This window comes from Clostridium sp. LY3-2 (genome assembly GCF_024705715.1).
GTDB lineage: Bacteria > Bacillota > Clostridia > Clostridiales > Clostridiaceae > Clostridium.
The window spans coordinates 89,791-104,816 of the sequence record NZ_JAMDLQ010000025.1 but is presented as its reverse complement, the minus strand read 5'-3'; the positions used below and the strand labels follow the sequence as shown (position 1 = coordinate 104,816).

Genomic DNA, 15,026 nt, shown 5'->3' with positions numbered 1-15,026 from the left:
ATAAATCCTAAACAAAAGTTTAGGATTTGTTTTAAGGTTATTTTACACTATCTCTTTCAATTACTCCGTGTGGTAATACGAAATGTGCTTGATCTAACTCTTTTTTATTTAATATTTTTATAAGCATTCTCATCGCAACTGATCCCATATCATAACTTGGTTGTGATATTGTAGATAGTTTTGGATAGAATATCTCACTTAAAACGTTATTATTGAATCCCATAACGCTTACATCTTCTGGAACTTTAATTCCATTATCTCTTAATCCGTTAATTACACCCATTGCAAGTTCATCTGTAGCACAAACTACTGAATCAAACTTCTTACCTGATTTTATGAATTGCTCTGCTGCTTTGTAGCCACTTTTAACTCTTAAATCTGAAGTGTATACTAACTCTTCAGAAACTGTTAAATTAGCTTCTTCCATAGCTTTTTGGTATCCTTTAAATCTGTCTCCCCAAGCATTTACAGCATCTCTTTCCACACCAACAAAAGCTATATTTTTGAAACCTTTGTTAATCATATAGTTTGTTCCGTCTACTGCTGCTGCAATATTGTCTATAGTTACGCTAGGTAGTTTTCCTTCTTTATCTTTTGTTTCTACAAGGATAGTTCTTAAGTCTAATTCGTTTATTAAATCTAAGATTTCATCTTGTAGAGAACTACTCATATAGATAACTCCGTCAACCATCTTTTCTTTCATAACTCTTAGGTACTCTTTTTCTTTTTCTATATCAAAGTCTGAGTTTCCTAAGATTATATTGTAATCATATATGTTAGAAACGTCTTCTGCGCCTCTAACTATCTCAGGATAGAACTGGCTTGATATGTCTGGAATAAGTATTCCAATTGTTTTTGTCCTTTGAGTTTTTAAACTTCTAGCAACTATGTTAGGTCTGTACCCTAGTTTTTTGATTGCATCAAGAACCTTCTTTTTTGTGTCCTCGTTTACAACATCTATATCATTTAGTACTCTAGAAACAGTAGCAATTGATACTCCAGCTTCTTTTGCAACGTCTTTAATAGAAGTAGCCATATCTTTTATCACTCCTAATCAATATTTTGATACTTTATTATACTAATATATTCTACCTAATACAATAAAATCCCTTCTTTAATTGTAGTTTTCCTCAATTTTTGCGATTTTATCATAATTTTATGAAAAAAGGCTAGTTCCCAAAGAAATGAGTCCTAGCCTTTATATAACATACTATTTTAAAACTTCTACAGTCATATTTAATTTTTCACCGTTTATAGTTACTTCTGTGTAGTCAAACTCACCATTAAATATGATTTCCTTAGTTAAAGTTTCTTTCTTAATTGTATCTTGGAATTTTTTAATTACTTCTTCAAGCATTTCATTTCCAGCTACATAAAGGTTGATGTTATCTGCAACTTCAAAGCCTTTTTCTTTTCTCATATTTTGAATTTTTGAAATTGTTTCTCTTACGTGACCTTCTTCTCTTAATTCATCTGTAATATGAGTATCAAGAACTACTCCTGTTTCTCCTTCACCTGCAAATGCAAAACCTTCAAGACCTTGCATAGTTACAAGAATGCTATCTGAATCTAAAGTAATTTCAGTTCCTGAAACATTTATCACTTCTGTTCCACCGTTTTGGATCTTTTGTGCTAATTCCATTTGGTTTCTAGATGCGATTTCTTTTCTTATTCCTGGTATTAACTTACCATAAGCTTTTCCTAGTACTGGTAGGTTAGGCTTTATTTCAAAGTTAACGTATTTAGAAAGATCAGCTCCAAACTCAATATCTTTGATGTTTAATTCGTTTGCTATGATATCACCATAGTAATTTGGAATTGATGCAGTTGATACTAGAATTTTTGAAAGTGGCTGTCTGTTTTTAACATTAGCACCGTTTCTAGCACTTCTTCCAAGTTTAACTATTGTGTAAGCTAAATCCATTTCTTTTTCTAGCTCTTTATCTATAGCTTCGTTGTTTGGCTCTGGCCATTTACATAAGTGAATACTTTCTGTAGCGTTAGAATCTAAACTAACTACTAAGTTTTGATATATCTCTTCTGTTATAAATGGTACAAATGGAGATGCAACTTTTGCTAAAGTAATTAATACTTTATTTAATGTTACGTAAGCTCCAATTTTATCATCAGTTAACTCTGATGACCAGAATCTTGATCTATTTCTTCTTACATACCAGTTTGATAATTCATCAGTAAACTCTTCAATTGCAAGAGCTGAACCTGTTATGTCATATGAATCTAATCCTTTTTCAACTCTCTTAATTAGTGAGTTTAATTTTGATAAAATCCATTTATCCATTACGTTTTCTGATACGAAATCAGCATACTTATTAGGATTAAATTTATCTAAATCAGCATATAAAACGTAGAATGAATATACATTCCATAATGTGCTTAAGAACTTTCTTCCTGCTTCTCCAACATCATCTATTGAGAATCTTGTAGGAAGCCAAGGAGCACTTGCAGTGTAGAAATGCCATCTAGTAGCGTCTGCACCTTGTGAGTTTAATACTTCAAACGGATCTACTACGTTTCCTTTTGATTTACTCATCTTTAAGCCTTTTTTATCTAGAACGTGACCTAAAACTATACAGTTTTCAAATGGGTTTCTATCAAATATTGCAGTTGAAATTGCAAGTAATGTGTAGAACCATCCTCTAGTTTGGTCAACAGCTTCTGAAATAAATTGAGCTGGATAGTTTTGATCGAATAACTCTTTGTTTTCGAATGGGTAGTGATGTTGTGCAAATGGCATTGATCCTGAATCGAACCAACAGTCTATAACTTCGTGAGTTCTAGTCATATGCTTTCCACATTTTTCACAAGTTAAATTTATTTTATCTATAAATGGTTTGTGAAGTTCTATATCATCTGGAACATCGATTCCTTTATCTTTTAATTCAGCGATGCTTCCTATACATTCTCTGTGTCCGCATTCACATTCCCATATTGGAAGTGGAGTTCCCCAGTATCTGTCTCTTGAGATACCCCAGTCTATAACATTTTCTAAGAATTTACCGAATCTACCTGTTCTTATGTTGTCAGGTAACCAGTTAATTTTATCGTTGTTTTGAAGTAACTTATCTCTTAAAGTAGTCATAGCTACAAACCAACTATCTTTAGGGTAGTAAAGAAGTGGTGTATCACATCTCCAGCAGTGTGGGTATGAGTGAGTGTGCTTTTCTGCTTTAAATAATTTGTTTTCTTCTTTTAAGTAATCACAAATTTGTTGATCGCATTTTTTAACGTTTTTACCAGCCCAAGGAGTTACTTCATCTACGAAGCATCCAGCTGCATCAACTAAGTTCATAAATGCCATATTGTTTTTCTTAGCTACAAGGCTATCATCTTCACCGTATGCTGGTGCGATATGAACTATACCAGTACCATCTGAAAGTGTTACGAAATCACCGTGGATAATTTCAAATGCTCTTCCTTCTGGTTTGTGGAATGGTAGTAATTGCTCATACTTCATTCCTAGTAATTCTTCACCTTTAAACTCTTTAACTATTTCAAAATCTTCTCCTTCTGTTCCTAGAACTTTTGGAGCTAAATCTTTAGCTAAAATATAAGTTTCATCCCCTACTTTAGCTTCTATATAAGTGTAAGATTTATTTAAACATAATGCTACGTTTGAAGGTAATGTCCAAGGAGTTGTAGTCCAAGCTAATATAAACTTGTTATCTTCTCCTTCTACTTTAAACTTAGCTACAGCTGTTAAATCTTTTACATCTTTGTATCCTTGTGATACTTCGTGTGATGAAAGACCAGTTCCACATCTAGGGCAGTATGGCATAACTTTGTGACCTTTGTATAAAAGTTCTTTATCCCACATTTGTTTTAACGCCCACCATACTGATTCTATGTATGGATTGTGGTATGTTACGTAAGGGTTTTCCATATCTACCCAGTAACCTATTTGCTTAGTCATTTTTTCCCACATGCTAACATATGTGAATACGCTATCTTTACATTCTTGTACGAATTTATCAACACCGTACTCTTCTATTTGTTCTTTACCTGAAATTCCAAGTTTCTTTTCTATTTCAAGTTCAACTGGAAGACCGTGTGTATCCCATCCAGCTTTTCTAATAACTTGGTAACCCTTCATTACTTTATATCTTGGGATTATATCTTTCATAACCCTTGTTAAGATATGTCCTACGTGTGGTTTACCATTTGCTGTTGGCGGTCCATCGTAGAATGTGAAGTATTCTCCACCTTGATTTAAATCAAAGTTCTTTTTTATTACATTTCTAGCATCCCACATATCTGAGATTTGCTTTTCCATCCCTACAAATCCATTTGTAAGTTCAACTTTTTTGTACATGTAAAAAACTCCTTTCCTGATTGCTTAAAATTAATAAAACTCTATATAAAATGTTAAGTCTTACTTTCCTTATAAAATAAAAAAACCTCCCCCTAAACTTATAGGACGAAGTAACAACTTTCTATACCACCTATTGGTATAATAATTAGAACTATTATAATAGTTTTCTCTCTATATAAATTCTAATTTTAAATTCAAGTACAATATAATACTCTATCTTTTAACGCAAGATTACGGGTAAACTTAATAAGAAATTTCCTTTCAGTCACCAACTCATAGGTGATTTTCACTAATATTTGTTACAACTTTACACCAAACAGTTGCTCTCTATAAAACAATTTTATTAATTACTTTTCCTAATCATAGTCTTTATTAAAAACCATTATATATTATGCCTTTTAAAAAGTCAATTATACCTGAATTCTTAAAATAAAATAACAATTAATAATTATTATCGTTTAGTATTGACTTTTAATTATCTCGGTGATAAACTAATCTCATAACAATCAATTTCAAAAAATAACTAAACAAAAATATATATAATAACGTACTACGGTTTTTAATTTTTAAAAGTAGGAGGACAAAACTTTGGAAAATAAAGATGTTAATGCAGAAGTTATGGATAAAATGACTAAAGTGTGTATTTGTAAAGCAATAACTAGAGACAAAATAAAATTAGCTATCAAAAACGGAGCTAATACTTTAGATAAAGTAAAAGAAGAAACTGGTGCTGCTACAGGGTGCTGTCATGGATTCAGATGCAAAAAGAAAATTGAAAAATTAATAGAAGATCATGAAAATGGCGAGTTCTAATTCTAAACATTATTAGAATTTAAAATAACTTATAAAATTGACCACTGTTTAAAAAAAGATGTGATGTTACCCCCTCACATCTTTTTTTCTTTGCATTTTTTTCCTAGAATTTTATAAATGATTTTACAAAAACTAAATTTATAAAATTTAAAGGAGGTGCTTTTAATGACAGGTGAAAAGAAATCAGCTTGTAATAATCAATGGGTTTCTACGCCAACTGACCCTAATATAACTGGCGCAGAGCATAGAAAGAAGAAAACTGCAGGGGATAATCAATGGACTACAACAAATAAAAACCCTATTAAGTAAAAAAATGCTACGCCTATATTTAAGGCGTAGCATTTTTACCCTTTTTTAATTAGTTTTCTTCGCAAAACTTTTCTATAGCATCTGCAACTACTTTAGCGTGGGCTGCAGCTTGAACTACTGTTTTCGCTCCTGTAACGACATCTCCAGATGCAAATACACCTTCTCTTGTTGTACGCCCTTCTTCGTCTGTTATCACAAGTCCCCATTTATTAGTTTCTAATTGTTTCGTACTTGAAACTATAACTGATCTAGGTTCTTGACTTATAGCTATTATTGTAGAATCACATTTAATGATTTCTTCGCTTCCGTCTATAGTCTTTGTAACTATTCTTCCGTCTACTTCTTCGTTTTCTGTTTTTACAGCTCTTATTCCGTCCTCTAATAACTCAAGTGGAGCTTTAAATAACATAAATTCTACTCCGTCTTCTTTAGCTTCTTCTATTTCTTTTTTAGTTGCTGTCATTTGCTCGAAGCCTTTTCTATATACTACATAAACTTTTTTTGCACCATTTCTCTTTGCAGTTCTAGCTGCATCCATAGCAACATTACCAGCTCCTACAACGCAAACCGTAGCGCCTAAATCATATACTTCTGGTGCTTTTAAATAATCTATTGCATAATGAACATTACCTAAAGTCTCACCTTTTATGTTTAACTTTTTAGCATTCCAAACCCCAGTTCCAATAAATACTGATTTATAACCATCTTCAAATAATCTATCTAAAGTTATAACTGGTCCTATCATTGTATTTGGTCTTATTTTTACACCTAATGATTTTAATTGTTTAGAAATATCATCAACTATAGTATTTGGTAGTCTATATTCTGGGATACCGTATCTTAATACCCCTCCTATTTTATCGTGAGCTTCAAATATAGTTACTTTAAACCCTCTCTTAGCTAATACAAACGCTATAGTTATTCCAGCTGGTCCTCCACCGATTATAGCTATTCTATCTCTATTTGCTTCTGGTTTGTTGAATTTAGCACTTCTTAAATATTTTAAAGAAATCTCTTCTTCTATCTCATAAAAATGTATTGGCTCGCCTTTTATTCCTCTTATACAATTACCTGCACATTGATCTTCGTGAGGACAAACTATAGCACATACTGCTGATAAAGGATTATTTTCAAATAAAATCTTCCCAGCTTCATCTATTTTATTTTCTCTATAAAGCTCAATTATCTCAGGAATATTTGTACTTATAGGGCAAAATTCCTTGCATCTTGGCTTTTTGCATAAAAGACATCTATTTGCTTCCTCTTTTAAAAATATTGACATTTTATTCCTCCTAATACTACTCATTCGTAAAAACCTTTTTTATAATATATAACCTATCTAAATAAAATACAAGACATATTATTTAATTAATACATTTTAGATAAATTGCTTTAAAGCTTTTTTAATGCTTAAATATAGTTAACTTTTATTTTTTAGGAGACAATAATGAATAATAATATTTCAGAAGATAAAATAATTATTTGCACTTGCAAAGGTATTTCAAAAGCGCAAATCAGAAATTCTATAAAAAAGGGTTCAAAAACTTTAAATGATATAAAACTTTCAACCGGTGCTGGAACTGGTATCTGTAGTGGTGCAGCTTGTACTTTTAAACTACTTAAAGTTATAGACCTGATTTTAAGTGAAGAAATAGAAAATTTAAAATAAGAATCTTATGTTATAATCTTAAAAGACTTATATATGAAGGGAGCTAATTAAATGGCTAGTAAATTCTATTTACATAAATTAAGCAAAAAAGCGAAAGCTGAACAAGGCAGACCTTGGATCTATACAGATGAAATTAAAGAATATGATGGTGAATACGAAAACGGAGATATCGTAGAGATTTATAATCATAAACATTACTTCGTAGGTAAAGGATATATAAATGATGCAAGTAAAATTGCAATCAGAATAATGACTAGAGATATAGAAGAAGAAATAGACTACGATTTCTTCAAAAAGAGATTTAAAGCCGCTTGGGATTACAGAAAAACTGTAATAGATACTTCTTCTTGTAGATTTATCTTCGGTGAAGCTGATTTCCTTCCTGGTTTAACTGTAGATAAATTTGAAGATTACTACGTAATTCAAATTTCTACTTTAGGTATGGATAAATACAGAGACATTATAGTTAAACTATTAGTAGATGAATACGGCGCTAAAGGAGTCTACGAAAGAAGTGATCTAAAAACTAGAGAAATCGAAGGTTTAGAGCAAAGAAAAGGATTCTTAACAGAAGAATTTGATACAGATATAGAAATAACAGAAAACGGCGTTAAATACATAGTTGATTTAGCAAACGGACAAAAAACTGGATTCTTCCTAGACCAAAAAGAAAATAGAGCTGCAATCCACAGAATATGTAAAGATAAAGACGTTTTAGACTGCTTTACTCACACAGGCTCATTTGCTTTAAATGCTGGTATAGCTGGAGCTAAATCAGTTCTAGGAATAGACGTTTCACAGCATGCTGTTGATTGCGCTACTAGAAATTCAAATCTTAACAACTTACAAGATACTGTTAAGTTTGAATGTCATAACGCTTTTGATGTACTTTCTGAATGGTCAAGAGATGGTAAAAAGTTCGATGTTGTTATATTAGACCCTCCTGCTTTTACTAAATCAAGAGATACTGTAAGAGGCGCAACTAGAGGCTACAAAGAAATTAATCTTAGAGGTCTTAAAATGGTTAAAGAAGGCGGTTACTTTGTAACTTGCTCTTGCTCACACTATATGGCAGAAGATTTACTTAGAAAAACTATAGCCGATGCAGCGCACGATGCACACAGAACTTTAAGACAAATAGAATTTAGAACTCAATCATCAGACCACCCAATCCTTTGGAACTCTGATGAATCATACTACTTAAAATTCTTTGTTTTCCAAGTAATTTAACTTTAATAAACCCATTAAATCCTAGATATCTTTTTTGGGATTTAATGGGCTTTTTTTATTGTTTTATTTTCTTTTTATTTACATTTTATACATTGATTTCACTCTACTCTAGGACTATAATAAAGTCATAAGTTAACGGAAAATAATTATTAATTAATAATTTTATTCAGGTTTGTAATTAATGATTATTTTTTAATTAGGAGGAGTTAAAATGAAAAGTTTAAAAGGAACAAAAACAGCTGAAAATTTAATGAAATCATTCGCAGGAGAATGTCAAGCTAGAACAAGATATACATATTTCTCAAGCGTAGCTAAAAAAGAAGGATTTGTACAAATCTCAAACATCTTTATGGAAACTGCTGAAAATGAAAAAGAACATGCTAAAAGATTCTACAAATTCTTAAAAGATGATTTTAATGGGGAATCAATAGAAATAAATGCTGCTTACCCAGTAGAATTACCTTGTGATACAAAAACTAACTTAATCTTCGCAGCTGAAGGTGAACACGATGAAAATTCAAACCTTTATCCTACATTTGCAAAAGTTGCTGAAGAAGAAGGTTTCCCTGAAATAGCATCTGCATTTAAAATGATTACTCTTGCAGAAAAAGCACACGAAAAAAGATACAGAGCATTAGCTAAAAATATAGAAGACGGAACTGTATTTAAAAAAGAAGATAAATTCACTTTATGGAAATGTGATAATTGTGGATTTATATTTGAAGGTGCTGAAGCTCCAGTTAGATGTCCAGCTTGCTTACACCCTCAAGCATACTTCGAAGTATGGAAAGAAACTTATTAAAAACTATCCTAAAAAGACCCCTGCATATTTGCAGTGGTCTTTTTTAGTTAAAATAATTTTTTAATTCATCATCATACTTCCAAGCAAGCACGTGCTTTGGGTAACCAAAGTTGCTTGAATCTCCAACTTTTAAAAATACTTTTCTTTTAGAACTTAAAAGCATCTCATTTCTTATAGATTTAAATATACTTTTTATAGTATCTACAAACTCTAAAGCTTCTTTTCTTAAAGGTTTTCCCCAAGCCCCTATAATAATATCAGCGTCTTTAATAGCTTTTAAAATATATTTATTATTTTCTTCATCAGATAAATTTTTGTTTGTTATATCGTAATTTGAAAGTATGTTTACTATATTTATCTCTTTTATATCTTTTTTATTTATTTTTAAAGATAAATATTTTAAAACCCTTTTTATAATTTTATTACAAAAGCTCTCATTCACTCTTCTAGGATGATTTGTAATTATTAATATTACTTTTCCAGAATCGTTTACCTTCATATTAATCATATATTGTCTTTCATACTTCTCATCCTCAAAAACATCTATACACCTACATTTTATAGTCTTTGTATACATGCATTTAACCATACAATATACCCCTTGATTATTATTGTTAATTATCTAATTTAGTTTATAATATGTCCTTCTTTGTATTCTGGTACAATATTTGTAACACTTTTTTTAATAGCATAAGAAACATCTTCTAAAAGATTTAATTCCTTCATCACTCCATAATGCCTAGCACCACTTATAAAGCTTATTATATCCTTATTATTTTCATATATATACTTACTAGTTTTAGCTACATCAGTTAAATCAATTTTTCCTGTAAGCTTTAACATTTCATCAATTATATAGCCTCCGCAAATAAAATCATCCATAGTGAAATTACCATTTGTTCCTGCATTTACTATAACTGCATCTTCATTTATTTCTACTAATTTTTTTGCAACAGCTTGTCCGTTAAGCATAGATGCAACAAATACTCTTTTAGCATCCTTGCAGTCTGTTAAAGTTCTAGTCCCGTTAGTAGTAGACATTATAACTGTTTTATTCTTTACTACTTCTTCTGTGTATTCTAAGGGTGAGTTACTTAAATCAAAGCCTTCTATTTTCAGTGCTTTTCTCTCCCCACCTAAAATATACTCTTCTCTTTTTAATTTACTTGCTTCTTTTAAAGCATCTTCTACTGTAAGGCAAGGTATAACTTCCTTGCATCCATTCATAAAGGCAGTAGTCATAACAGTTGTTGCACGAAGCATATCTATCACAACTACCACCTTATCTTTTATATAATCTTTATTTATATGTTCTGGTGAAACAATAACATCTACTTTCATAATTAATCCCGCCTTTATTTTAAATTAATATAGGGTTATCACAACAAACTTTAGCGATAACCCTTAAAATTTTTATTTAAATTTTTTACCTTGATAAACATCATTATCTTCAAATGCTTTATCTATAGCATTTAAAACTTCCCATTTTTTAAGGCTCCACATAGGTCCTATTAAAAGTTCTCTAGGTGCATCTCCTGTAAGTCTGTGAACTACCATATCTTGAGGTATTCTCATAACAGCTTCACAAAGTAAATCTATATAGTCTTCTTGACTTAAGAATTCTAATTCGCCTCTTTCATAAAGTTTAACCATAGCTGTGTTTTCCATAAGATGAAGTAAGTGGAACTTAACTCCTTTAGAACCAGTATGTGCTACGTAGTCTATAGTTTTTATCATATCTTCTTTTGTCTCTCCTGGTAATCCAAATATACAATGAGTAACAAAATCTATGTTTCTTTCTTTTAATCTTTTTATATCATCTTCGTATACTTCTAATTTATATGCTCTATTTATTTTTCTTGCAGTTTCATCAGAAACTGTTTGAAGTCCAAGTTCTACCCAAACATATAAATCTTTACTTATTTCTTCTATTAAATCTAAGACATCATCATCTAAACAATCAGGTCTAGTAGCTATAGCAAGTGCTACTACTCCCTCTTTACTTATAGCTTCTTTGTATTTTCTTTTAAGTTCTTCTACTGGAGCGTAAGTGTTAGTGTAAGCTTGAAAATACGCTATGTATTTTCCACTTTTCCATTTTTTACTCATCATTTCTTTAACGTTATCAAATTGATCGCTTATTGATAAAAGCTTATTTCCAGCATAATCTCCAGATCCACTTTCACTACAGAAAAGGCAGCCTCCAGTAGCCTTAGAGCCATCTCTATTCGGGCAAGTAAACCCTCCATCTAAAGAGATTTTAAATACTTTTTCTTTAAATTTTTCTCTAAGGAAATAATTTAAATTATGATATCTTTTACCGTTCCATTCCTTTTTCATTTATTCCTCCAAATATTTTCATCTGTTATCTTTATACCTATAATATCATAAGTTAAGTTTTATTTCTGTAAATTATATTTTATCTATAGTATCTTCAGTAACATCTATAATGTACTGTCCTAAAAGCTCTTGAGATATATCTTTTGCTCCCTTTGCTTTATCTACATTTATGATTATGTATGATTTAATTTCATCAAAAAATTTAACGCTATATTTATCTAATGGGAATATACTCTCTAAGTCTATTTTACTCGGAGTTCCGTCTGGGTTTTTATAAATTTTAAGTCCTAATGATTCCGTTCCTTTTTTACTGTATTGAACTAATAGTTCATTTTCCTCTTCTGTAAAAAACATTTCTTTTATTTGTATATCTTTTAAAATATCATACCCTATTATTTTTTGAGCTAATGGTTTTTCGAATACTTTCCTTAAAGATTCTTCATCTATAGGAGCTTCTTCTGCTATTTCTTTCCCTGAATAAACTTTTCCCATAGTTACGTTAGCATCTTCAATTAGTGCTAAGCCTAAAAATGAATCTTTACCGTTAGTTGTAGAGAAAGCTATCCTTCCTCCCGAATAACTAATTCCTAAATTTTGAAATTTGTTTTTAGGTACATTATCTTTTTGTATCCCTACTTCATCTTCTTTTGGGAATATCTCAACAGGCAAATCCTTCATCCTAAGAATTACATCACTACTTCCTGTATCTGCTGTAATCATCCTAAGTTCTTCACCTCTTACAAATATTTCTTTTACGTTGCTACTATTAATCTCTTCTATTTTATATTCGTTTCCTTTGATATTTGAAACTTTTAAAATATATTTATCTAAATCACATCTTGGTTTTTCTTTATTTACTTTAGCTACATATATTTCAATATAAACACTATTACCCGTTTCTGTTATCATCCCTGGTATGAAGGATGCTATGCTAAGCCCCTTTCCGATTTTAAAGTCAAATTTTGAAGCAAGTTCAGGAGATAATATATCTTTAGCTCCTTCAAAATCTCCTTTTTGTAGCCTTCCCATATACTCTAAAGCCTTTTCTTTAGCAATATCAGCTCTAAAGTAATCTATATTTTCTTCTCCGCTTCCTACTCCTTTAGAGCAACCTACAACAAATAATAATAATAATACTATACATAAAAAGAATTTTCTTTTTCTCATAATATCCCACCTATCAATAGTTCTTTTATAATAGTTTCCCTTATTAAAATCCACTTATTCAAAATATAGTAGAATAATTCTAATTATGTAACTATATATTTGTTATATAGCATTAATATTTGGAGGAATATTTTTTGAAAAGAGAAATTTTAAAGATTTTTCAGATAGCTGCAGTCTTTATCGGAACTATTGTTGGTGCGGGACTCGCTTCTGGAAAGGAGATTACTGAATTTTTTACGACATTTGGTGTTTATAGCTTTATCGGAATAATATTTTGCGGATTATTTTATGTGTTTATGGGAAGGATTATTTGTAAAATAAGTATAAAGTATAATTTAGTGTCTTATAGTGATATGATTCACAAGATAAGCCCTAACTTTTTCGGGAAGATAACAGGTATTACAACTACCTTTTATCTAATATCTAGTGCCTCTATAATCCTAGCTGGAAGTGGCGCTCTTATTCATCAGTTTTTTGATATTCCAAAAGTAATCGGAACTTTAATTATGATTACAATTTCAGCATTCTTTCTTTTAAGAGAAACAAATGGTCTTATAGAGATTAACTCTATAATAGTACCAACTCTTATAGTTACTATAACTACTATAACTTTGTTATATATTTTTAAAGCACCTGAATCAATATCTATAACAAATCTAATGAGTATAGTTCCAAAAAAAGAAAACGGAATAGTGGTATCTACTATACTTTATTGTGGTTATAATATCCTTTGTTGTTCTGGAGTTTTAGTTCCTCTTAGTGCAAGTATAAAAAAATCTAGAACTATGACTTTAGGAGTTTCGCTAGGTGCAATACTCTTAGCTGTCCTTTGTGGGATGCTAAATCTTTTACTTATGGTTAATCAACCTGAAATATATCAGTTTGAAATTCCGCTTTTATTTGTAGCAAACAGATTTAGTACAGTTATACAAGCCCTTTTACTTATGGTTATACTATTAGAAATGTTCTCAACTGAAGTTTCAGATGTATATTCAATAGGTAAATCATTAGAACAAACTTTTAAAGTCCCATTTAAAAAGGGTATTTTTTTAGTTTTGTTAGTAGCTTTCCCTATTTCCTTAATAGGATTTGGAAACCTTATAACTACTCTATACCCTATATTTGGTCTCCTTAGCTTAGTCTTTATTTGCCAATGTATATGGTTTTATTTTAAGAATAGAAAAATCATGTAAAAAAGGATGTTGAATTTTAAATTCAACATCCTTTTTAAATAAATTATAATAATCTAACTACATTTTCTACAGTTCTCTCTAAGTTTTTAGCTCCATCTTCTAAAGCTTCTTTTAAAGTTATAACTCCAGGAGTTATTCCGAAAATCGCAGTTACTCCAACTTCATATAAGTTTTCTGAACCTTCAAGGACTCTTCCTCCAAAAGCAATTGATTTTACTCCTAAATCCTTTGCTTCCTTTGAAACTCCCATAGGAGTTTTACCAAATATAGTTTGTGAATCTATACTACCTTCTCCTGTAAAAAGGTAATCAGCTCCCTTTAATTTTTCTCTAAGGTCTGTATGTTTTATAACAAGTTCTATTCCTCTTTTAAGCTTTCCATCTAAAAATCCAACAAGTGCAGCGCCAAGTCCTCCAGCTGCCCCTGAACCTTTGATGTTTTTAATATCTTTGCCTAAAGTTTCATAGACCTTATCTGCATAGTGGTTTAAATTAGAATCTAATTCTTTTACCATCTCTAAGGTTGCTCCCTTTTGAGGACCAAATATATAAGATGCTCCAAGTTCTCCACATAGGGTGTTACTTACATCGCATGCAACTTCTATTTCTATACCCTTAAGCCTTTTATCTAAATTAGAAATATCTATAGTTTGGATTTTTGAAAGTTCTCCTCCTCCAAAACCTATTTCGTTTCCATCTTTATCTTTAAAACTTCCTCCAAGTGCCTGAACCATTCCTACTCCACCGTCATTTGTAGCACTTCCGCCTATTCCTATAACTATTTTTTTAGCTCCAAGGTCTAAGGCTTTTTTAATTATTTCTCCTGTTCCATAAGTAGTTGTTATCATAGGATTTCTTAATTCTTTTCCTATTAGCTCTATCCCACTAGCTTCTGCCATTTCTATAACTGCAGTTTCAGAGTCTCCAAGCATTCCAAAGTTTGCTTCTATTTCTTCTCCTAAAGGATTTTTTACAGTAGCTTTATACATTTTTCCCTTTGTTGCTTGAACTAATGCACATACAGTACCTTCTCCGCCATCTGCCATAGGTACTTTTATACATTCTGCATCTTTATATATCTTTTTTATTCCTCTTTCCATAGCTTCACAAGCTTCTTTTGAAGTCATGCTCTCTTTGAAAGAATCTGGTGCTAATACGAATTTCATAATCTCTT

The 15,026-nt window shown here is 30.8% G+C and carries 14 protein-coding genes; 6 read left to right on the top strand and 8 right to left on the bottom strand.

The annotated features are described in order from the left end of the window. Positions 1-37: 37 nt before the first annotated feature. A complete protein-coding gene (locus M4I33_RS08810; protein ID WP_257916440.1) occupies positions 38-1,036 on the bottom strand; it encodes a LacI family DNA-binding transcriptional regulator in 999 nt (332 codons plus the stop codon). A 174-nt stretch (positions 1,037-1,210) separates the two neighbouring features. Further along, positions 1,211-4,330 (bottom strand): isoleucine--tRNA ligase, encoded by a 3,120-nt coding sequence (gene ileS / locus M4I33_RS08805; RefSeq protein WP_257916439.1) that lies wholly within the window; start codon positions 4,328-4,330, stop codon positions 1,211-1,213. 588 nt (positions 4,331-4,918) lie between these two features. Here ileS and M4I33_RS08800 point away from each other — a divergent pair. Together M4I33_RS08800 and M4I33_RS08795 are read left to right on the top strand one after the other, a co-directional pair. Further along, on the top strand, positions 4,919-5,143 hold the full coding sequence (locus tag M4I33_RS08800; RefSeq protein WP_374707707.1) for a (2Fe-2S)-binding protein: 225 nt from the start codon (positions 4,919-4,921) through the stop codon (positions 5,141-5,143). A gap of 165 nt (positions 5,144-5,308) precedes the next feature. Then, entirely contained in the window at positions 5,309-5,452 is a 144-nt protein-coding gene (locus M4I33_RS08795; RefSeq protein ID WP_257916437.1) for a hypothetical protein, read from the top strand. Positions 5,453-5,501: 49 nt separating this feature from the next. Here M4I33_RS08795 and M4I33_RS08790 read toward each other — a convergent pair whose 3' ends face one another. Continuing rightward, the gene (locus M4I33_RS08790; protein WP_257916436.1) at positions 5,502-6,734 is read right to left on the bottom strand and encodes an NAD(P)-dependent oxidoreductase; all 1,233 of its coding nucleotides are present in this window, start codon (positions 6,732-6,734) and stop codon (positions 5,502-5,504) included. A 165-nt stretch (positions 6,735-6,899) separates the two neighbouring features. Between M4I33_RS08790 and M4I33_RS08785 the strand changes: the two genes are divergently transcribed. From M4I33_RS08785 to rbr, 3 genes are all read left to right on the top strand, one after another. Continuing rightward, positions 6,900-7,121 (top strand): (2Fe-2S)-binding protein, encoded by a 222-nt coding sequence (locus M4I33_RS08785; protein ID WP_257916435.1) that lies wholly within the window; start codon positions 6,900-6,902, stop codon positions 7,119-7,121. Between the two features lie 51 nt (positions 7,122-7,172). Continuing rightward, entirely contained in the window at positions 7,173-8,351 is a 1,179-nt protein-coding gene (locus M4I33_RS08780) for a class I SAM-dependent rRNA methyltransferase (RefSeq protein ID WP_257916434.1), read from the top strand. 211 nt (positions 8,352-8,562) lie between these two features. Beyond that, complete coding sequence (rbr, locus tag M4I33_RS08775) at positions 8,563-9,153, top strand: rubrerythrin (RefSeq protein WP_257916433.1); 591 nt, start codon at positions 8,563-8,565, stop codon at positions 9,151-9,153. Between the two features lie 43 nt (positions 9,154-9,196). On the opposite strand, the gene M4I33_RS08770 is transcribed toward rbr, so the two are convergent. The 4 genes from M4I33_RS08770 to M4I33_RS08755 all read right to left on the bottom strand — a co-directional run bounded on the left by M4I33_RS08770 (position 9,197) and on the right by M4I33_RS08755 (position 12,660). After that, a complete protein-coding gene (locus tag M4I33_RS08770) occupies positions 9,197-9,742 on the bottom strand; it encodes a DUF1643 domain-containing protein (protein ID WP_257916432.1) in 546 nt (181 codons plus the stop codon). Positions 9,743-9,780: 38 nt separating this feature from the next. Continuing rightward, positions 9,781-10,494 carry a 2-phosphosulfolactate phosphatase family protein gene (locus tag M4I33_RS08765; RefSeq protein ID WP_257916431.1) on the bottom strand — a complete coding sequence of 238 codons (714 nt, stop codon included), beginning with the start codon at positions 10,492-10,494 and terminating at the stop codon, positions 9,781-9,783. 72 nt (positions 10,495-10,566) lie between these two features. Beyond that, positions 10,567-11,493, bottom strand: coding sequence for a TIGR01212 family radical SAM protein (locus tag M4I33_RS08760; RefSeq protein WP_257916430.1), 927 nt, complete (start codon positions 11,491-11,493; stop codon positions 10,567-10,569). A gap of 72 nt (positions 11,494-11,565) precedes the next feature. Further along, entirely contained in the window at positions 11,566-12,660 is a 1,095-nt protein-coding gene (locus tag M4I33_RS08755) for a hypothetical protein (RefSeq protein WP_257916429.1), read from the bottom strand. Positions 12,661-12,794: 134 nt separating this feature from the next. Here M4I33_RS08755 and M4I33_RS08750 point away from each other — a divergent pair, with 134 nt between their 5' ends. Further along, positions 12,795-13,853, top strand: a complete 1,059-nt coding sequence (locus tag M4I33_RS08750) for a transporter (protein ID WP_257916428.1) — start codon at positions 12,795-12,797, stop codon at positions 13,851-13,853. Between the two features lie 43 nt (positions 13,854-13,896). Here the strand turns inward: M4I33_RS08750 and M4I33_RS08745 are convergent, their stop codons facing one another. After that, the gene (locus tag M4I33_RS08745; RefSeq protein ID WP_257916427.1) at positions 13,897-15,018 is read right to left on the bottom strand and encodes a glycerate kinase; all 1,122 of its coding nucleotides are present in this window, start codon (positions 15,016-15,018) and stop codon (positions 13,897-13,899) included. Positions 15,019-15,026: the final 8 nt, after the last annotated feature.

Bases quoted from the DNA above. Each gene is read 5' to 3' on its own strand.
- M4I33_RS08810 (WP_257916440.1), bottom strand. From the start codon at position 1,036: ATGGCTACTTCTATTAAAGACGTTGCAAAAGAAGCTGGAGTATCAATT.
- ileS (WP_257916439.1), bottom strand. From the start codon at position 4,330: ATGTACAAAAAAGTTGAACTTACAAATGGATTTGTAGGGATGGAAAAG.
- M4I33_RS08795 (WP_257916437.1), top strand. From the start codon at position 5,309: ATGACAGGTGAAAAGAAATCAGCTTGTAATAATCAATGGGTTTCTACG.
- M4I33_RS08790 (WP_257916436.1), bottom strand. From the start codon at position 6,734: ATGTCAATATTTTTAAAAGAGGAAGCAAATAGATGTCTTTTATGCAAA.
- M4I33_RS08785 (WP_257916435.1), top strand. From the start codon at position 6,900: ATGAATAATAATATTTCAGAAGATAAAATAATTATTTGCACTTGCAAA.
- M4I33_RS08780 (WP_257916434.1), top strand. From the start codon at position 7,173: ATGGCTAGTAAATTCTATTTACATAAATTAAGCAAAAAAGCGAAAGCT.
- rbr (WP_257916433.1), top strand. From the start codon at position 8,563: ATGAAAAGTTTAAAAGGAACAAAAACAGCTGAAAATTTAATGAAATCA.
- M4I33_RS08770 (WP_257916432.1), bottom strand. From the start codon at position 9,742: ATGGTTAAATGCATGTATACAAAGACTATAAAATGTAGGTGTATAGAT.
- M4I33_RS08765 (WP_257916431.1), bottom strand. From the start codon at position 10,494: ATGAAAGTAGATGTTATTGTTTCACCAGAACATATAAATAAAGATTAT.
- M4I33_RS08760 (WP_257916430.1), bottom strand. From the start codon at position 11,493: ATGAAAAAGGAATGGAACGGTAAAAGATATCATAATTTAAATTATTTC.
- M4I33_RS08755 (WP_257916429.1), bottom strand. From the start codon at position 12,660: ATGAGAAAAAGAAAATTCTTTTTATGTATAGTATTATTATTATTATTT.
- M4I33_RS08745 (WP_257916427.1), bottom strand. From the start codon at position 15,018: ATGAAATTCGTATTAGCACCAGATTCTTTCAAAGAGAGCATGACTTCA.